Here is a 17538-nt window from a genome sequence, read left to right as displayed (position 1 = left end):
TCAAACGATATGCAGTTCCCTTCCGTGGACATAGCCGGCGGCCGGCTATAGTGGGATGCTCGTATACAAGAATCCACAGGCAACATCATGTCGCCGCGACCGAACATTGCCCGGCAACGCCCTGCCCCCCGGGCCCAGCCTCCCGGCGTCAGCCTCTGTCGCGCGCTGTCGAAGCTTGGCCTGTGCTCGCGCAAGCAGGCCGAGCTTCTGGTTGCCGAGGGGCGCGTGCGGGTTGCCGGCAAGATCGTGCGCAACGGCTCGATGCGCGTCGATCCCGGCCGCGACCGCATCGAGGTCGACGGCCGCCGCGTCGCCGCCGAGCGCAAGGTCTATCTGATGCTCAACAAGCCGCGCGGGCTGGTCACCACTCGCGACGACCCGCAGGACCGCGGCACCGTCTATGATTGCCTGGCAGGGCTCGACCTGCCTTTCGTCTCGCCGGTCGGCCGCCTCGACAAGGCCAGCGAAGGCCTGCTGTTGATCACTAACGACACGCGCTTCGCGCAGCGCCTGCTCGATCCCGCCTCGCATGTCGCCAAGACCTATCACGTGCAGATCGGCGCGCTGCCCGACGAGGCCATGCTGGCGCGGTTGCGCGCCGGCGCGACAGTCGACGGCGAATTGCTGACGGCCCGCTCGATCGAGCTGCTGCGCGGCGGCACCAGCACCGCCTGGCTGGAGATCGTGCTCGACGAGGGCCGCAACCGCCATATCCGCCGGCTGCTCGCCGCCCACGATGTCGAGGTGCTGCGCCTGGTGCGGGTGGCGATCGGCCAATTGCAGCTCGGGGAGCTTGCCAAAGGCAAGGCACGCCATCTGAGCGCGGAAGAGCTGGCGATGCTTCAGGCCTAGCCGGCTGGCGGCGACTCGATAGTCAGGCAGCTGCCAGTCGAAGCCCACGTGACGCAGCAAGCAGCGCGGGCGGACAAGAGTCGCTTTCGACTCCTGGCGGATATTCCTGACCGACCGCTCACACGGGTTCGACCGATATCAATGTCTATCGGTATTACATTCCGTCAGCACACCACAGATCGCAGCCGGCGGCGTTGATTTCCTGCATAAAAATCTTGAGCGATTCTTGGGCAGGCATGGGAAGCTGGCCAACCAACGGGACAAACAAATCGATCAGGGCCTGGCGATGGTCTGGAGAGATGCTCTGCGCGAGATAGGGACCATCTGCTCTCAGCGATTCAACAAGAACTATCTTGTTTCCCTCCTTCAGAGCCGGGTCAGCCAGAAAAATCGAGGCGCCACGAAACATTTTCTCTATGCCTCCTCGAGCTTTGGCTCCGTTGGGGCGCAACATTTCGGCAGCGTTAGGTTGGTGCGCTAGGAAATCATTGAAAGCTATCTGCGAAGCGGCAGCAGCCCGAATCAAAAGCGCGAATGTCTGCGTAGCTTCATCCTGCAGAGGCAATGAGCTATTTTGGCTATAGAGCGCGAGTAGCGACCGACTTCTGTCCATTACGAAAGACAGTGCTACCAGGTCGCCCTCATCGTATGGCGGCGAACCTATCAAAGCCCCGCCGTCCCAAATCTTGTGCAGTAGATCCCGGTCCGTTGGATCTTCAAGATTTGGCAATTTGCCTTCAATCCGGCGCTGCTGCAAAAGTTCATCCAACTTGGCGAACAAATCCTTCGCATAAGCCGAGCCTGTTGGTGGAACATGGGCGTGAGCCCATGTCGAAAATAGGATGGCAAAAATCGACCACACCAAACGTTTCACGGCCGTTCCTTTACTTGACTACCTTCAGAGGGCGACGGCGTTGTGCAATCAAGGCCAAGCGATAATCGATATTGTCAATCGGAGCGCCACACTCCTTTGCTTCGAGCAGAAATTTGCGAGCCTCCTCGAACCGCAGCAAGCGCTTCTCATACAGAACCGCCAACGCCAACCGATGGCACCAGTCTGCTGGCTCCATTTCAATTGCGTGCAGCAAGGCCTTTTCTGACTCGTCGTACCGGTCTGTCAATTCGCGAAGAAAAATACCGTATTGATTATAGGTCCAAGCTGAAACACCCGAGAGTCCGAACACCTTGTCGAACGCCTTTTGAGCCTCTATGGGCGCGTCTGTTTCGAACGCCATCAGAGCGGCCAGATTCTCCCACACCTTAACATAGTCCGGCTTGAGTTTGATCGCGCGCTGATACGCCTTTTTGGCGTCGGCGAAACGGGCCAGATGATGATGATAAACAAAGCCGAGATTGAACCACGACCATGCGTGCTCCGGATCGATTTCAACGCACCGCAGCGCAAGTTTCTCAGCTTCATGGTAGCGGGCGAACCGGCGACGGAGCAGTCCCGACAACTTCCCTGTCGCCCAGCGGTAGCGTGGATCGATTTCTATTGCCCGGCGATAGGCCTTTTCAGCCGACAAATAGTTGCCGATTTCATCGAGCATTAGCCCAAACGATGCCCAGGCGACGCAGGCATCTTCTGTGGTTGCATCGAGGCGGCATTGCTTGAATGACTGATAGGTGGATTCCGCGATCTCCCACGCCGAGTTCCCAAGGCGGTGTGTGTCGGCAACGCAATCCCAGATGATCGCGTTGCGCGGGTGCGCGGCTATTCCCCGTTGCAAGGCGGCCAAAGCCAGCTGCGGCGTTTCCATTTTGTCGCGCAGGAACAAGGCAAGCAGGATATAGTCCCGCCCGGTGTGCACCTCGCCCTCTGCGCGCGTAACGTTCTCGGCACATAAGTCAGGGAGATTGAGCTTCTTGAACTGCTGAGCGAAGAAAAGGCTCGTCTGCGCGCTACGGTGCGTATCGATTTTCCACCGCTCGTAGAAGGCATGGACGCTCGCTTCGCTCAAAGCCATAGTCGGCCCTTCGGCAACTCCGCAAAACCAGACAAAATTGTCGACAAATCGCCAAAGCTGTTCCCTGTCGGATACAGCATCAATTGCCCGCAAGAGAACCGACACCGCGGTGTCCAGGCTGCTTTCCTCGGCCTCCAGTTCGACAAGCCCTGTCCAGGGATCGAGGTTAGCGGGATCACGCTCTATCTTCGCAACCAACGTCTCGCGCGATTCAAATTGAAATGTAAGGGGTTCATCAGTTGTCATTGTCGGAAGAAGCCTTGGCTTTGCCGCACTGGGCCAGCACCTTGCCGATGGCGGCGGATGAGCCGGCAAGCGGAAAGCTGTTCTCGCCATATTTGCCCGAGGCGACCGTGACCTCGCCCTTGGAGCGCAGCAGGGCCAACAGCGGGTCGGTGCTGCTCAATTCCACGGTGAAGGTGTTGTACATTTCTTCGAGTTGAAGCGTCTTGGTCACCGCTTTGCCGCCGGCCTTGAACGCGAACGAAGCGATGCCGGGTTCCAGTTGCGGACCGCTGTCGCCCAAATCATAGCTCAGCGTCGGCTTGCCGAAACAGGCCAGCGTCAGCTGGGCGCCGCCATTCGATCCGCCGCAAACCGACGCCATCAGCACTTTGCCGCCCTCCTCTTCCTCCAGTTTCGCCGTCCAGCCGCACGGCGCGGCAAACGCCGGCTGCGCCGCTTGCAGGACGACCTGAGCGGCGACGCAACCCGCCACGACGAATTTCGCCAATCCGCTTCGCATGATCTTCCCTTCCCAAGTCATCGAACCATCGTCGGCCACGTGGCATCAAGGACTATACAAAACAAATTGTCCCGTGGCATTACCGGCGACAGGGCGCTGTAGCAATTCAGGCGATTGATTTTCGATCGAGTGGAAGCGGCACCAGCACCGCCTGGCTGGAGATCGTGCTCGACGAGGGCCGCAACCGCCACATCCGCCGGCTGCTTGGCGCCTACGATATCGAGGTGCTGCGCCTGGTGCGGGTGGCGATCGGCCAATTGCAGCTCGGCGAGCTTGCCAAAGGCAAGGCACGCCATCTGAGCGCGGAAGAGCTGGCGCTACTTCAGGCCTGAAGTGCTGGCTCCAGGGGCCTTCGCACCGAACGGGTGATTGACATTAACATTCCTGTTTCATATTTTCCTTTTATGAAACCGAAATGCGACAGCGCAATTGAAGGGCTGGTCCGACGCGAAGTGGCTCGGCAGCCGGAGAGAAAAGCATGAGCACGGCGTTGCGGGCGGTCCCCAGATTCCTGGACGAATTGGGCACGTTTGGCGGTCTCAAGGGAACCGACATTGCAAACATCACCGACGTGTCCAAGGCCACGGTTTCGAGGTGGAAGGCCGGCGACATCAAGCCCCAGCCGCGCAGCGAGCTCATTCTGTCGGACCTGCACTATATCGTCGGCCGACTGCAGGAATTCTACGAGCCAAGCGATATCCGCACCTGGCTTTACGCTCGCCACCCGCAATTGAACGGCGAAAGAGCAATCGATCTCATTCACGACGACCGTGCTCTCGACGTGCTCAAAGTCATCGATCGGCTTGAGAACGAGGTCTTTCTCTAGTTGGCGATCGCCGGGCGGAAACGACGCGATAGCCGGCTCATCGACGCTATCGAGGCAATAGTTCCGGTCGAATACTCCGGAACGGTTTGGCGTGTGGTGCGCCAGGGCCGCAGCCCGATCCAGTGCTCGAACTCCGGCGGCCGTTGGGACGATGGGACGTTCGACGTGCTCTACACCTCGCAAGAGCGCGAAGGTGCCTTGAGCGAGATGAGATTCCACTTGACGCGGGGGCAGCCAGTGATCCCTTCGCGCGTCAGATACAATCTCTTCGAGATCGATCTTGCTTTGGACCGGACGCTCAGACTGCTCGACCTGGCAGCCTTGCAGACCCTTGGCCTCGACACCGCGCGCTACGGGCAGCTTTCGTATCAGGAAAGGCACGCCGAATATCCGAGGTCGCAAGACATCGGCGAGGCCGCGCATTTCCTCGATTATGACGGCCTGATCGTGCCCAGCGCGCGACATGACTGCCTGAACGTCGTCGCGTTTTGTGATCGGCTGCCGGCCGGAGCGATGACGAGCAGAACCGATCACGGGGAAATTGCCTGGGCTAGCGGCGGCCCCGCTGCCGTCCATCCCCCGCACGGGTGATGTGGCCAGCGGAAGTGGCGCGCTAACATTGCCTCCAAGTGCAGAGGTCTAACGCGCAAGGGAGGATCCATGCGTATGCTCCGACTGATACCGACGCTGCTGGCGCTGCTGGCCGTCTTGCCATTGAACGCTGAAGCGACCACGAAGAAGTACCCCAAGGGCCACGGCACGAATTGCGCCGAGAAGGACCAGGCGTGCCAGAAGAAATGCCAGGCTGTGCCGATCGACTACAACAGCGTCAAATCCATCCAGGGGCGCAACGAATGTCTGAATAATTGCACCATCGGCTACGATCAGTGTCTCGGGGCACCCGCCCGAATCCAGGAACAGACAATCCAGGAAGACGCCGCGCAATAGAAGCCCGCTAGAGATGGCTCCAATGCGCAAGAGACATAGGTGTGATCGAATGACGGCGACAGTCCGCCGGTCGCCTTCATGTGCGGCCGCCGACTTCGTCGACATGGCGCAGCATGTCGTCGGGATCTTCATAGACGCGAAACGCGCCCGATTGGCGGAGCTCCTCGGTGCTGTAGCCGCCGCTGAGCAGGCCGACGCCGTCTCGATGCCCCCGCTGGTGGCGATCGCCCACGATATGCCCGCCTTCGTCAGCCAGACCAGCAATTCGCGCGCACCGGGGAGCGGACGGATGCGGCTCGCCGGGCGCTGATAGGCTTCGGCATGGCGCCGCCGCAGCCGGTCGACGCGCTCGGTGCTGATCTCAATGTCGGTTTCGCGCAGCAGCTGGTTGGCGAACAGCCCGCCACTCATGCCGATCTTGCGGTGGATGCGCCAGACCGACAGCTCGATATCCTCCTCGTCGAGCGCCTCCTTCCGGGCCAGCACATGCTGGTAGACGCTGTCGACCAACGTGCCGTCGAGATCGAACAGGAAAGCGGGTTGCATACGCATTGTTTTTCTCCTGGATGCTTTTCGATTGGTCGGACGTAGCGCGAGCTGACCGCAAGCACAGGCCGGGTAGTACCGCCACAAACCCGAGAATCGATCCATCCTCGCTGCCGAGTTGTGCGACCTGCCGGGCCGGCGCGATGTGTGCGCGCCGCGTCATGGATTTCGGCAAAATCCAGCCCATATTCCTAGATGTGGAGCTTTGAGCGTGAAACTCGCGCGTGCGGTCCTGCTTGCCGCGGCTTTCGTGGCTGTTGCGGCCGTTTGTCCCTCTTCCGCAACCGGAGAGGCGGACGGCCGGGAGAAAATTGTGTTGCGCGTCGAGATAGACGGCGCCATCGGTCCGGCGAGTGCCAGGCAGCTCGAGGAAGCGCTGGCGGTGGCCGCGGACCGAAACGCCCAGGCTCTCATCCTGCAGATGGACACGCCCGGCGGGCTGGTCACCAGCATGCGCGAGATGATCGCCGGCATTCTCGCCTCGCCGGTTCCCGTCATCGGCTATGTCGCGCCCGCCGGCGGGCACGCGGCGAGCGCCGGAACCTACATCCTCTACGCCACCCATCTGGCGGCGATGGCGCCCGGCACCAATCTGGGCGCGGCAACGCCGATCGAGATGGGCGGGCCGCTGCCATCGTTTCCCGGCGGCAAGAACGATGGCCCCGAGGCGGACAAGGACAAGAAGAACGCACCCGCGGGCGATGCGATGATCGCCAAGGCGACGAACGATGCCGTTGCCCTGATCCGCAGCCTGGCTGAATTGCGCGGGCGCAATGCCGAATGGGGAGAAAAGGCCGTGCGCGAGGCGGCCAGCCTGTCGGCCGGCGCGGCGCTGCAGCAGCATGTCATCGATTTCGTCGCCCGCGACACCACCGAACTGCTTCAACTGGCCGACGGCCGGACCGTCGAGATCGCCGGCAAGAAAGAGGCATTGGCGACGAAAGGGCTGCCGGTCGAAACGCTCGAGCCAGGCTGGCTCATCCGGCTTCTCGCCGTGATCACGGACCCGAACATCGCCGTCATCCTGATGCTGGTCGGCGTCTATGGCCTCGTCTTCGAATTCACGAGCCCGGGCGCGGTCGCGCCCGGCGTGATCGGCACGATTTGCCTTCTGCTCGGACTCTATGCGCTCAATCTCCTGCCGATCAGCTATGCCGGCCTTGCCTTGATGCTGCTTGGCATCATCTTCCTGGTCGTCGAAGCCTTGAACCCGACTGTGGTCCTTGGGCTGGGAGGCGTGGCTGCGTTTCTGCTGGGCGCTGCCATGCTGCTCAGGATCGAGGGGCCCGGCTTCGAGATGTCGTGGGCCGTTATCGGCACCGCCGCCGTCCTGACGCTCGGCCTGGCGCTGCTGACCGGCAGCTATCTGTGGGCGGCCCGCAAGAACGTTCCGCGTGTTGGCGCACAGGCCATGCAGGGGCTGCCGGCGGAGGTCCTCGACTGGCAGGGCAGCGAGGGCCACGTGCTCGCCCGGGGCGAGCGCTGGCGGGCAAAAGCCGACGAACCGCTTGCAGTGGGCGACAGCGTCGAGGTGGCCGATGTCAGGGATCTTGTGCTGACGATACGGCGCCGCAATGTGAGAAGCGATGGAGCAAGGCAATGATCATCGGTTATGTGGCCTATCTGGCAGCAGCGCTCGTCGTGGTCATGTTCCTATCCGCGGCCATTCGCATCCTGCGGGAATATGAGCGCGGCGTGGTCTTCACGCTCGGCCGCTTCACCGGGGTCAAGGGCCCCGGCCTTATCATCCTCATCCCCTTCGTGCAGCAGATGGTGAAGGTCGACCTGCGAGTGGTGGTCCAGGACGTGCCGCCGCAGGACGTGATCTCGCGCGACAACGTCTCGGTGAAGGTCAACGCGGTGCTGTATTTTCGTATCGTCGACGCCGAGCGGGCGGTGATCCAGGTTGAAGACTTCATGACCGCCACCAACCAGCTGGCACAGACCACGTTGCGCTCGGTGCTCGGCAAGCATGAGCTCGATGAAATGCTGGCCGAACGTGACAAGCTCAACAGCGATATCCAGGAGATTCTCGACCAGCGCACCGATGCCTGGGGCATCAAGGTCTCCGATGTCGAGATCAAGCATGTCGACCTCAACGAGAACATGGTCCGCGCCATCGCCAAGCAGGCCGAAGCGGAACGGCTGCGGCGTGCGAAAGTGATCAATGCCGACGGCGAACAGCAGGCGGCGGCAAAGCTCGTCGAGGCCGGCAAGATGCTGGCCGAAGCACCGCAGGCCATGCAGCTACGCTATTTCGAGGCTCTCCATGACATCGCCGGTGAGCGCTCGTCGACGGTCGTGTTTCCGGTGCCGATGGATCTGCTCGGTCATTTCATCAAGCAGGGTGGTGGAGGCGGAGGCGGCTGAGCGCGTAATCTCCCCCCTCGAGGGGGAGATGGCCGCGAAGCAGCCAGAGGGGGTCGTCTCACATAGATCGCCGACGCCTTCCTCTACGAGAGACGGCGCTGACGCTCCACGCGCCGCGACCCCCTCTGTCGCCTTCGGCGACATCTCCCCCTCAAGGGGGGAGATCAGCACCCTCACCTCCGCCACGGCGGGACCGGCGCAAAGCGTTTGCCGATCCAGTCGGCGAAGGCACGTGTCTTGGCGGCTTGCCCCTTGGCCGAAGGCATGACGACATAGACGGCGCCCTCGTCGGCAAGCGTCCAGTCCTCCAGCACTGGCACCAGCCGGCCGTCGGCGAGCTCGCGTCCGACCAGCCAATCCGTGCTCATCATCAGTCCGACGCCTTGCACGGCGGCTTCGACCAGCACCTCGGCGTCGTCGGTGACCAGCGGCCCGGAGACCTCGATACTGACGCGCCGGCCCGAACTGTCGGTCATCTCCCAGGCCGGAAAGGTCTGGAAACCCGAGAAGCCCAGGCAACTGTGTTCCAGCAGCGCCTCCGGCGCAGTCGGCGTGCCCCGGCGGGCGAGGTAGGACGGCGCGGCGCACAGCAGCCGCCGCCGTGTCGCGACCTTGCGCGCCACCAGCCGCGAATCCTGCAGCGCGCCGAGACGCACGGCGACGTCGAAATTCTCGGCGACGAGATCGACGAAACGGTTGGAGAACTCGGCCTCGATACGAACGTCGGGAAATTCGGCGAGAAACTGCGGCAGCAGCGGGCCGATCCACATGCGCCCGAACGAGCCGGGCAGCGCCAGCCGCAGCACGCCGCGCGGCCCGCCGCCGGCATGCGCCGACGCGGCAGCCTCGGCCTCGTCGACCGCAGCCAGGATGGCGCGGACGCGAACGAGAAATTCCGAACCCGCCTCGGTTAGCGACACGCTTCGTGTCGTCCGGTGCAGCAGGCGCACGCCCAACCGCTCTTCCAGCGAGGCAAGGCGCCGCGACAGGATCGTCGCGTCGCGGCCGATGCGAGCAGCCGCCTTGGTGAAGGAGCGTGCTTCGGCGATTGCCGCGAAGGCGGCCATTTCGACCAATGCTGCCGGTTCGTGCGATTGCTGCATCAGGCGCAGAGCTCAAATGTAAAACACAAGGATTATATACCAATAGCGCAGCAGCTAGTTTCACTCAATCCCGGCCCGTCAATCGGCCATCAACCGGAGTGAGACATGAAAGCGATCGAACTGACTGCCCCGAGACTGGACGCGTTTCGCGCGGCCACCGTTCCCACGCCTGAACCGCAGCGCGGCGAAGTGCTGATCCGCCTGCGCGCCGCAAGCCTCAATTTTGTCGATGTCGCGATAGCGAGCGGCAACTATCCAGGTCCGAGCTTTCCGCTCATTCCCGTCGTCGACGGCGCCGGCGAGATCGTCGGTATCGGCGAGGGCGTGTCGAGGCTCGCCATCAACGACCGCGTCATCGCCCATGCAAAACCGCGCTGGATCGGCGGCCGTCCGCGGCCTTATGAGACCAGAGAGATGCGCGGGCTGACACTGCCCGGCTCGCTCGCCGAATATGTCGCGCTGCCGGCCAATGCCGTTGTGCCGATGCCGGCGCATCTGTCCTTCGAAGCGGCAGCGACGCTGCCGATCGCCGGCACCACCGCGTGGAATGCGCTTCGCGCCGCCGATGCCGGGCCGGGGTCGGTCGTCGTCCTGCTCGGTACCGGTGGTGTCTCGATCTTGACCCTGCAGCTGGCCAAGGCAGCCGGCGCCACGGTCATCATCACCTCGTCGTCTGACGAAAAGCTGGCGCGCGCCAAGGCCTTGGGTGCGGATCATCTCATTAATTATCGTGAGACGCCGGACTGGGACGCCAAGGTGCTCGAGTTGACCGACGGGCTCGGCGCCGATCTGATCGTCGAAACCGGCGGCGCGGCCACCTTCGCCCGCTCCATCAATGCCGCGGCGCCCGGCGGCACGGTGTTCGCCATCGGCTTCGTCACCGGCGCCGAGGCCACCACGAACCTGCTGCCGATCATCATCAAGGCACTCAAGGTGGTGGGCAACAACACCGGTTCAGTATCCGACCTGCGCGACGCGGCGCGCGCCATCGGCGCCGCCCGTATCGATCCGGTCATCGACACGGTCTACGGCCAGCACCAGGCGACCGAGGCCTACGCCCATATGGCAGCCGGCGGCCGGCATTTCGGCAAGCTTGCGTTTACGTTGACGTGGTGAGCCTGGAAAGGCAGAGCGCGGCTTCATTCCAGCTTGGGTTCCTCACCCCACGAAAGTGGGGAGAGGTGGCTCGGCGAAGCCGAGACGGAGAGGGGAAACCGCGCTCTACGAAGGACCCCTCTCCGGGCGCGGAGCCTGTCCTCGGGCTTGCCGAAGGCAAGACCCGTGGGCGGCCACCTCTCCCCCGCCTCGCGGTGGGCGAGGAACCCAAGTCTTGAGAGGAGATTGGCAGCCTCACCGTCTGCCCCTAAATCAGCTTCTCCAGCGTGATCGGCAGATCCCGCACCCTTTTCCCGGTGGCGTGAAATACCGCGTTGGCGATCGCCGGCGCCACGCCGACAATGCCCAGCTCGCCGACCCCCTTGCCGCCAAGCGCCGAGGAATGCGGATCGGGAATACCGACCGAGATCACCTCGATGTCGGGAATGTCTGCATTGGTGGCGATGAGATAGTCGGCGAGGTTGTTGTTGACGATGCGGCCGTGGCGGCGGTCGACGATGCCCTCCTCGAGCAGCGCCTGGCCGATGCCCATGATGATGCCGCCCTTCCATTGGCTTTCGGCGAGCTTGGGGTTGTAGAGCCGGCCCGAATCCAGCGCCGACACCACGCGGGAAACGCGAACCGTGCCAAAGTCCTCGTCGACGCGGACTTCGATGAAATGCGCGCACCAGCTGTGGCGGGAATAGTCGCCCTCGGTGTGCGGCAGCGCCATGGCAATGGTGGTGTAGTTCTTGTAGCGGTCCTCGACCGTCGAATTGGCCGGCATGGTGTCGCCCTTCGCCTCGATATGCTCGCGCCCGACGCTCCTGAGCAGTTCGGCGATGGAAACTTCAGGGCCGTTGCCGCGCGGTGAAGCGATGCGGCCATTGGCGGCGACGAGCGTGTTGGCCTGCAGTGCATGGAACGGCGAAGCCGGATCGCTGATGGCGAGCCCGATCAGTTGGTCGAGCGCGGCACTCGCCGCCTTGTGGACGGCGCCGGTCATCACCCCGGCCAGCCGCGAACCGCCGGTGACGCCGGCACGGGCATAGCGGGAATCGCCAAGCTTGACGACGACGTTTTCCGCCGGCACGCCCACCACCTCGGCGGCGGTCTGCGCCAGGATCGTGTAGGTGCCCTGCCCCATGTCGATCGATGAGCTTTCGACCTCGACCGAGCCGTCGGCGAGAATGCGCACGACCGCCTCGCCATAGGCGCGCCGCACCGGGTAGGTGCCTGCCGCGACACCCCAGCCGATCAGCTGGTTGCCGTCGCGCATCGAACGCGGCCGGGGGTTCCGCTTCGACCAGCCAAAGGCTTCGGCGCCGGCCGCGAAGGCCTCACGCAGCTGCCGTGTCGACCACGGCTTCTTCGCATGCGGATCCTGCTCGGCATAGTTCCTGAGCCGGATTTCCAGCGGATCGATACCGACCTCATAGGCGAGCTCGTCGATGGCGCTTTCGATGCCGAAGGCGCTCGGGTTCTCGCCCGGCGCGCGCAATGCCCCCGGCACCACCGTGTTGACCCGCACGACGTTCTGCCGCGACGAGAAATTCGGCGTCGCGTACATGACCGAGGTGACCGAGCCGAGCGGCTCGACCCACATGCCGTCGACCGAGGTCTCGTTGACGCCGCGATGCACGATCGACTGGATCTGGCCCTCCGCGTTGGCGCCGAGCGCCACGGTCTGGCGCGTCGCCGCCCGTCCGCCATAGGCGGTGAAGGTCTGCGGCCTGGTGACCGCCAGCTTCACTGGCCGTCCCAGCATTTTCGCGGCGACTGCCGCTACAGCGCCGTAGCCATAGGCAAACGCCTTGGAGCCGAAGCCGCCACCAATATAGGGCGAGACCAGTCGTACATTCTCGAACGGCACGCCGAACCATTCGGCATAGGTCCGCGCCATGCCGTCGAGCCATTGGCTCGGCTCCCAGACCGTCAGCTGGTCGCCCTGCCACTTTGCGATCAGGCCATGCGGCTCCATCGGCGCCTGGTATTCGCGCGGCGTGTTGTAGGCGTTGCAGATCCTGACCGGAGCCGAGGCGAACGCTGTCTCCGCCTCGCCCCATTCCTTGGTCATCGCATCGACGGGGATGCCGTCGCCGGCCTTTGGATCGCTGAGGTCGACGATCGCCGGCGCCTCGTCATAGGCAATCTTGACCAGCGCTGCGGCCGCGACCGCCTGCTCGAAACTCTCGGCCACCACCGCCGCGACATGCTGGCCGCTGAAGGTGATGTCGCGCGCCAGCGGGCAATAGGCGACGTCCGGCGGCGGCGTACCCAGCCAGTCCGTTGCGGTTCTCAGCGGCAGGATATTGTCGGGCGTCAGCAACAGCAGCACGCCGGGCGACGCCTTGGCCGCGGCCGTGTCGATCGAACGCACCCGGCCGGCGGCAATGGTGCTCTCGACCAGCACCGCATGGGTAAGCCCCTCGAGCTGCTGATCGACGGCGTATTTGGCGGCACCGGTGATCTTGGCCGGGCCGTCGACGCGCGACAGCCGGCCGCCGACCTGATCGGGGAGGACGGCACCGTCCGAAGCGTCGCCGCGTTTGGCATCGCCGGGTCTTGTTCTCAACTCGTGAACGGTCATGCCGTTTCTCCCATTTTGAGGATGGCGCGGGCGACGACGCGCGGCGCCAGTTCGATCTTGTAGTGGTTGGCGCCATGGTCGACGGCGCCCTCGACGGCGAGCAGGCTGGCTTGCCTGACGACCTCCGGCTCGAGCACTTTGCCTTTCAGCGCCTCTTCGACGGCAAGGGCGCGCCATGGCTTGGTGGCAACGCCGCCAAGCGCGACGCGCAGATCGCGAATTGTCCTTCCGTCGGCCTCGAATTCAATGCCGACCGCAGCACTTGCGGCGGCGAATTCATAGGACTGGCGGTCGCGGACCTTGAGATAGGTCGAGCGGCGGGCGGCGGCCGAAGCGGGAATGCCGATCGCGGTGATCATCTCGCCGGGCTCGATCGCATGTTCCCTTTCGGGCGTGCTGCCAGGCAACAGGAAAAAATCATCGACGGCGACCTGACGGTCGCCGAGATGGACGATCGCGTCGAAGGCGACGAGTGCAACCGCCAGGTCGCCGGGATAGGTGGCGATGCAGGCCTCGCTGGTGCCGAGCACGGCATGGCCGCGGGTGACGCCGCCGATCGCCGAGCAGCCGCTGCCGGGCGAGCGCTTGTTGCAGGCGGGGAAATTCGCCGGATCGCGGAAATAGGGGCAGCGCGTACGCTGCATCAGATTGCCGCCGATCGTCGCCATGTTGCGCAGCTGAGCCGACGCCGCCTGCCACAATGCTTCCGAGACTGCGGGGAACCGACTCTTGATATCGGCATGGTCGGCGACGCGGCTCATCCTGGCCAGCGCGCCGATCGTGGCGCCCCGGTCATCAACGGCAATCGTGTCCAGTCCCTTGAGATGGGTGATGTCGACCACGGTCTCGGGTTCGGCAACGCCGCATTTCGCGAGATCGACAAGCGTCGTGCCGCCGGCCAGAAGCATGGCGCCGGGAAGTGCTGCTGCCTCACGGGCTGCATCGACGGAGCCGGCGCGGAGATACGAAAAGTCCCTCATGACGCGGCCTCCATGGCCGCCTGCCGCACGGCGGCGACAATATGCGGATAGGCGCCGCAGCGGCAGAGATTGCCGGCCATGTATTCGCGGATCTCCTCATCCGAGCCGGCATGGCCTTCGCGAATGCAGGCGACCGCCGACATGATCTGGCCCGGCGTGCAATAGCCGCACTGAAAGGCATCCTGTTCGAGGAAGGCGGCCTGCACCGCATGCAGCGTGCCATCCTCCCCGGCAAGCCCTTCGATGGTGGTGATGTCCCTGCTTTCAGCCTGAGTGGCAAGCGTCAGGCAGGCCAGCACGCGCTGGCCGTCGATATGAACGGTGCAGGCGCCGCACTGGCCCTGGTCGCAGCCCTTCTTGGTGCCGGTCAGGCCGAGATGGTCGCGCAAGGCGTCGAGCAGGGTAACGCGCGGTTCGACCTCCAGCTCATGTCGATGTCGGTTGATTCGAAGTTGGATTGAAGTTCGGGTTTTGCTTGTCATGGGGCGTCTGGCTCCGGTTGCTTGACGCGGGAGGGGATGATCTGGTGCCCGGCCGGCGAGCGGCAAGATCAGCTTATGGCTAGGTGAGCTAATCTCCCCCCTTGCGGGGGGAGATGCCCGGCAGGGCAGAGGGGGTCGGTTCGACTTGGCGCGAGCTCCGGGAAGGCTGCGGCTTGCGAGGTCGAAAGACGTGACATACCCGATCCCGTGATTACATGAGAAAGGCGCTCCACAATCGGAGGCGCCTCCGGTTATTACCTAAGGGCCTGCTCCGCCCTGTTCAAGCCCAGGATCGAAAATGATCAAAATTGGAGGAAATTGGCAGGGCAGCCGGCCGTCATGCCTGGAGACAAAAAAGCACCACCGGCCCAAGCCGGTGGTGCTCTCTGAACTGTCTGTAGGGGCAGGACAGTCCAATGATCCTGAGGGGATCGTGCTCAACGTGGGCTCATTTTTGCCCCACGGCATCGGCCGAACAGATGAGGAGTGCCAGCCGCGAGGAAATATCCTCCGTCGTCATCCACCGGCCGTGCACCGGAGGCGGGCAAGATGCCTCGCCTGCCGCAACGCCGACCCAGACTCGATCCTGTGATTATATTTACTTGCGATTATATTTGTCGGAGACGTAACGAAGGTGGAAGCGTCTGCGCTCTTGAAACGTGGCCTGCCTGTTCGGTTATGCTTCGGATCAACACTGGAGAAAAAATTGGCCGCGGAGCCGCCCGTCATTTCTGGAGACAAAACCGAAGCCGCCGTTGCAAAGCCGCTGCGCGCCGACGCGCAGCGCAACCGCGATGCGCTGGTCGAGGTCGCGGCAAAAGCCTTTGCCGCGCAAGGCGTCGATGCCTCGCTGGAGGAGATTGCGCGCCAGGCCGGCGTCGGCATCGGCACGCTTTACCGGCATTTCCCAACCCGCGAGCACCTGGTCGAGGTGGTTTATCGGCGCGAAGTGGAAGGACTGTGCCAGGCGGCCGACGAACTCGCCCACGATTATGCGCCCGACATGGCGCTCGAACAATGGATGCAGCGCTTCGTCGATTACATCGCCACCAAGCGCGGGCTGTCGACAAGCCTGCGCATCCTGCTCACGACCAACTCAACCCTGTTCTCCGACGTTTCGGGCAGGGTGACGCTCGCCTTGCGGCGGCTGATCGATGCCGCGGTCGCCGACGGCTCGATCCGCGGCGATGTCGATGCTTCCGACGTGCTGCATGCGCTGGGCGGCATCTATTCGGCACCGGACACCAAGGACTGGCGCGACCGCTCGCGCCGATTGGTGTCGCTGCTGATGGATGGGCTGCGGTTTGGAGCGGCCAAATCCGGCCCATCCAAGGAATAACGAATGCAGTGACTGTCCTTATTTCAGCGAGATGCTCATACCGCTGAGATCGGCATTGACTTGCAGGCCTACCTGCCTGCCCGTGAGTTCGAGTTGGGCACCCTTGTCATTGGTCATGACGATCACCTGGGCTCCTTTGCCGAGCGCGCCGCCACCGCCCGCTGCACCGTACACCCCCGTCACATCCCGGGCGCGGCGTATGTGGCGCACGGTACCTTTGAAATAGGTCTTGGAGGCGCCGAAGGCGAGGCCGCCCGAGATGCCGCCGACCGAGATGGGATATCGGCGACCATGGAAGGTCAGTGTGCCCTCGCCTCCGGAGCCGCCGATGAAAAAGGCCGCCTTGTAGATGGCGAAGCGGATCGTACCGCTGTCGGCATGCGCGACGCTGGCAAAGCTAACTGCCGCCGCAGCGATGACGGCAACTGCGACTGAACGAAATCTGGACGAAATCTTCATGATGAGAACTCCTCAAGATCGCCGCATGCCCAGCCGGCCGGGCACGTCGGCGTCATATCAAAGTCATAGCTGAACAGTCTCGCCCGTCATTGGTTCCAAGCACGCGGCCTGAATTCCGGCCGCAAGAAGACCGCCACGAAACGAGGCGGATGGCGAGCATAGTCCTGGCTGTAAGAACAGTGGCCGACCAGCGGGGATCTGTCGCCGGCGCTCCTATGAAAACGTAAGTGTTGAAGCGGAATGGTATTAGTCTGCGCTGTCTGGGGTTTCGGGAGCGCGGCAAAGGAATGGACTTCAACTCACGCCATGGCTACCTGCTGATCGGCGGCCTGATCCTGGTCGGCGCCGGGCTCCTGGTCGTTTCGCTGATCGTCAATCTTCGCGTGGCGCACAGTGTGCGTGACGACGTACGCCATCGTGAAAAGCTGCTGGAATATTATCGCAATATCTTTTCGCAGCTGGGCGTGATCCTGATCGGGATTGGCGTGTCCCTGTTCATCTTCTTTTTCCAGCAGAATTATCAGGACCAGCGCAAACGCGAAACGGAGCTCCAGCAGGTTCTCGCCAAACTGGCGGCGCGTGTTGCCCGCGACAGCGCTGTCGTGGAGGCCCTCGGCGAATTCGATGAGCTGCTGGATGATGGCGGCGCCTATGTCAGTCCGGAACTCGGCGGAAACAATGCCGCCGTCAGCGCCGACGGAACGGCGCTCGCCAAGCAGGTTTCGCAGATCCTTCTGGTCGAGCGCGACGTCGATGTTCAGGGGTTCGATATTCTCAATCTGTCACGCGATTTCGAAGCATCGTTCGTCGTCAACGAGCTCAACCCAATGCTATGGTTCAACATCGTCCGGGACGAGAGCGACATCAAATATGCCACTACCCAGATCGCCCTGGATTACAAGGACCTGCAGGATGCGATCGGCGGCGAGCCGATCGAGGTTGCGATCGCCAATCCCGAAAAGGAGCGGAAGATCAAGCAGGAGGTGCTCGACATCTTTTATGATGCCGACCTCCTGCGCCAGCGCAGCAGGCGGTTTCTCGGCCGCGCGTGCTGGCTTTTCAGCAACGGGCGCGGCTTCGTCAAGCTTGCGCCGGTCAACGAGATCGAAGCCGATGCCAGATCGCACCAGGAATGGCTCGACCGGTCGAAACCCTTCCTGACGCAGGCGACATCGGGCAGCGGCGATTGCTTCAAATTGCTCCGGTTCGGCCCGGCATCCTGAACCGGCAAAGGCT

Annotated in this window: 17 protein-coding genes and 2 pseudogenes; 10 read left to right on the top strand and 9 right to left on the bottom strand. The window is 63.2% G+C overall.

What is annotated here, in order from left to right; genetic code table 11:
- Positions 1 to 87 precede the first annotated feature (87 nt).
- The gene (locus NKI52_RS23070) at positions 88 to 852 is read left to right on the top strand and encodes a pseudouridine synthase (RefSeq protein ID WP_352569158.1); all 765 of its coding nucleotides are present in this window, start codon (positions 88 to 90) and stop codon (positions 850 to 852) included.
- Positions 853 to 1006: 154 nt separating this feature from the next.
- On the opposite strand, the gene NKI52_RS23065 is transcribed toward NKI52_RS23070, so the two are convergent.
- The 3 genes from NKI52_RS23065 to NKI52_RS23055 are packed head-to-tail and all read right to left on the bottom strand — an operon-like array spanning position 1007 to position 3564.
- Positions 1007 to 1726: a hypothetical protein gene (locus tag NKI52_RS23065; protein WP_156937484.1), complete on the bottom strand. Its 720-nt coding sequence runs from the start codon at positions 1724 to 1726 to the stop codon at positions 1007 to 1009.
- 10 nt (positions 1727 to 1736) lie between these two features.
- Positions 1737 to 3065 (bottom strand): tetratricopeptide repeat protein, encoded by a 1329-nt coding sequence (locus NKI52_RS23060; RefSeq protein WP_023680353.1) that lies wholly within the window; start codon positions 3063 to 3065, stop codon positions 1737 to 1739.
- Positions 3055 to 3564, bottom strand: a complete 510-nt coding sequence (locus tag NKI52_RS23055; RefSeq protein ID WP_245274855.1) for a hypothetical protein — start codon at positions 3562 to 3564, stop codon at positions 3055 to 3057. Before NKI52_RS23055 ends, NKI52_RS23060 begins: the two co-directional genes overlap by 11 nt.
- Before the next feature lie 134 nt (positions 3565 to 3698).
- Here NKI52_RS23055 and NKI52_RS23050 point away from each other — a divergent pair.
- The 4 genes and pseudogenes from NKI52_RS23050 to NKI52_RS23035 all read left to right on the top strand — a co-directional run.
- A pseudogene (locus NKI52_RS23050) lies at positions 3699 to 3896 on the top strand (pseudouridine synthase); the annotation flags it as partial.
- A gap of 146 nt (positions 3897 to 4042) precedes the next feature.
- On the top strand, positions 4043 to 4390 hold the full coding sequence (locus NKI52_RS23045) for an antitoxin Xre/MbcA/ParS toxin-binding domain-containing protein (RefSeq protein WP_023680350.1): 348 nt from the start codon (positions 4043 to 4045) through the stop codon (positions 4388 to 4390).
- Entirely contained in the window at positions 4391 to 4981 is a 591-nt protein-coding gene (locus NKI52_RS23040; protein ID WP_352699780.1) for an RES family NAD+ phosphorylase, read from the top strand.
- Positions 4982 to 5050: 69 nt separating this feature from the next.
- A complete protein-coding gene (locus NKI52_RS23035; protein ID WP_352472174.1) occupies positions 5051 to 5338 on the top strand; it encodes a hypothetical protein in 288 nt (95 codons plus the stop codon).
- 76 nt (positions 5339 to 5414) lie between these two features.
- Here the strand turns inward: NKI52_RS23035 and NKI52_RS23030 are convergent.
- Positions 5415 to 5890 (bottom strand): annotated as a pseudogene (locus NKI52_RS23030) (HAD family hydrolase).
- A 205-nt stretch (positions 5891 to 6095) separates the two neighbouring features.
- On the opposite strand from NKI52_RS23030, the gene NKI52_RS23025 reads away from it, so the two are divergent.
- Positions 6096 to 7487 (top strand): NfeD family protein, encoded by a 1392-nt coding sequence (locus tag NKI52_RS23025; protein ID WP_352541189.1) that lies wholly within the window; start codon positions 6096 to 6098, stop codon positions 7485 to 7487.
- Positions 7484 to 8254: a slipin family protein gene (locus NKI52_RS23020; RefSeq protein ID WP_023680344.1), complete on the top strand. Its 771-nt coding sequence runs from the start codon at positions 7484 to 7486 to the stop codon at positions 8252 to 8254. The genes NKI52_RS23025 and NKI52_RS23020 overlap by 4 nt, the downstream gene beginning before the upstream one ends.
- Positions 8255 to 8427: 173 nt before the next feature.
- Here the strand turns inward: NKI52_RS23020 and NKI52_RS23015 are convergent, their stop codons facing one another.
- Entirely contained in the window at positions 8428 to 9357 is a 930-nt protein-coding gene (locus tag NKI52_RS23015; RefSeq protein WP_352621348.1) for a LysR family transcriptional regulator, read from the bottom strand.
- 105 nt (positions 9358 to 9462) lie between these two features.
- Here NKI52_RS23015 and NKI52_RS23010 point away from each other — a divergent pair, with 105 nt between their 5' ends.
- The gene (locus NKI52_RS23010; RefSeq protein ID WP_023677329.1) at positions 9463 to 10473 is read left to right on the top strand and encodes a zinc-dependent alcohol dehydrogenase family protein; all 1011 of its coding nucleotides are present in this window, start codon (positions 9463 to 9465) and stop codon (positions 10471 to 10473) included.
- A gap of 247 nt (positions 10474 to 10720) precedes the next feature.
- On the opposite strand, the gene NKI52_RS23005 is transcribed toward NKI52_RS23010, so the two are convergent.
- The 3 genes from NKI52_RS23005 to NKI52_RS22995 are packed head-to-tail and all read right to left on the bottom strand — an operon-like array spanning position 10721 to position 14504.
- Positions 10721 to 13042: a xanthine dehydrogenase family protein molybdopterin-binding subunit gene (locus NKI52_RS23005; RefSeq protein WP_352699778.1), complete on the bottom strand. Its 2322-nt coding sequence runs from the start codon at positions 13040 to 13042 to the stop codon at positions 10721 to 10723.
- Positions 13039 to 14022, bottom strand: a complete 984-nt coding sequence (locus NKI52_RS23000; protein WP_352458226.1) for an FAD binding domain-containing protein — start codon at positions 14020 to 14022, stop codon at positions 13039 to 13041. The genes NKI52_RS23005 and NKI52_RS23000 overlap by 4 nt, the downstream gene beginning before the upstream one ends.
- The gene (locus NKI52_RS22995; protein WP_352458225.1) at positions 14019 to 14504 is read right to left on the bottom strand and encodes a (2Fe-2S)-binding protein; all 486 of its coding nucleotides are present in this window, start codon (positions 14502 to 14504) and stop codon (positions 14019 to 14021) included. The genes NKI52_RS23000 and NKI52_RS22995 overlap by 4 nt, the downstream gene beginning before the upstream one ends.
- Before the next feature lie 706 nt (positions 14505 to 15210).
- Here NKI52_RS22995 and NKI52_RS22990 point away from each other — a divergent pair.
- On the top strand, positions 15211 to 15843 hold the full coding sequence (locus tag NKI52_RS22990) for a TetR/AcrR family transcriptional regulator (RefSeq protein ID WP_352699776.1): 633 nt from the start codon (positions 15211 to 15213) through the stop codon (positions 15841 to 15843).
- Positions 15844 to 15861: 18 nt separating this feature from the next.
- On the opposite strand, the gene NKI52_RS22985 is transcribed toward NKI52_RS22990, so the two are convergent.
- On the bottom strand, positions 15862 to 16302 hold the full coding sequence (locus NKI52_RS22985) for a lipid-binding SYLF domain-containing protein (protein ID WP_023677323.1): 441 nt from the start codon (positions 16300 to 16302) through the stop codon (positions 15862 to 15864).
- A gap of 287 nt (positions 16303 to 16589) precedes the next feature.
- Here NKI52_RS22985 and NKI52_RS22980 point away from each other — a divergent pair, with 287 nt between their 5' ends.
- Positions 16590 to 17525 (top strand): hypothetical protein, encoded by a 936-nt coding sequence (locus NKI52_RS22980; protein ID WP_352458223.1) that lies wholly within the window; start codon positions 16590 to 16592, stop codon positions 17523 to 17525.
- Positions 17526 to 17538 lie beyond the last annotated feature (13 nt).

Origin of the sequence: Mesorhizobium sp. M0590, assembly GCF_040320905.1 — a bacterium.
GTDB lineage: Bacteria > Pseudomonadota > Alphaproteobacteria > Rhizobiales > Rhizobiaceae > Mesorhizobium.
Note: the sequence above shows the minus strand (reverse complement) of the source record. Positions and strands in the feature narration are given on the sequence as shown.

Coding starts and splice junctions, on each gene's coding strand:
- NKI52_RS23070 (WP_352569158.1), top strand. CDS start 88: ATGTCGCCGCGACCGAACATTGCCCGGCAACGCCCTGCCCCCCGGGCC.
- NKI52_RS23060 (WP_023680353.1), bottom strand. CDS start 3,065: ATGACAACTGATGAACCCCTTACATTTCAATTTGAATCGCGCGAGACG.
- NKI52_RS23055 (WP_245274855.1), bottom strand. CDS start 3,564: ATGCGAAGCGGATTGGCGAAATTCGTCGTGGCGGGTTGCGTCGCCGCT.
- NKI52_RS23045 (WP_023680350.1), top strand. CDS start 4,043: ATGAGCACGGCGTTGCGGGCGGTCCCCAGATTCCTGGACGAATTGGGC.
- NKI52_RS23035 (WP_352472174.1), top strand. CDS start 5,051: ATGCGTATGCTCCGACTGATACCGACGCTGCTGGCGCTGCTGGCCGTC.
- NKI52_RS23020 (WP_023680344.1), top strand. CDS start 7,484: ATGATCATCGGTTATGTGGCCTATCTGGCAGCAGCGCTCGTCGTGGTC.
- NKI52_RS23015 (WP_352621348.1), bottom strand. CDS start 9,357: ATGCAGCAATCGCACGAACCGGCAGCATTGGTCGAAATGGCCGCCTTC.
- NKI52_RS23010 (WP_023677329.1), top strand. CDS start 9,463: ATGAAAGCGATCGAACTGACTGCCCCGAGACTGGACGCGTTTCGCGCG.
- NKI52_RS23005 (WP_352699778.1), bottom strand. CDS start 13,042: ATGACCGTTCACGAGTTGAGAACAAGACCCGGCGATGCCAAACGCGGC.
- NKI52_RS23000 (WP_352458226.1), bottom strand. CDS start 14,022: ATGAGGGACTTTTCGTATCTCCGCGCCGGCTCCGTCGATGCAGCCCGT.
- NKI52_RS22995 (WP_352458225.1), bottom strand. CDS start 14,504: ATGACAAGCAAAACCCGAACTTCAATCCAACTTCGAATCAACCGACAT.
- NKI52_RS22985 (WP_023677323.1), bottom strand. CDS start 16,302: ATGAAGATTTCGTCCAGATTTCGTTCAGTCGCAGTTGCCGTCATCGCT.
- NKI52_RS22980 (WP_352458223.1), top strand. CDS start 16,590: ATGGACTTCAACTCACGCCATGGCTACCTGCTGATCGGCGGCCTGATC.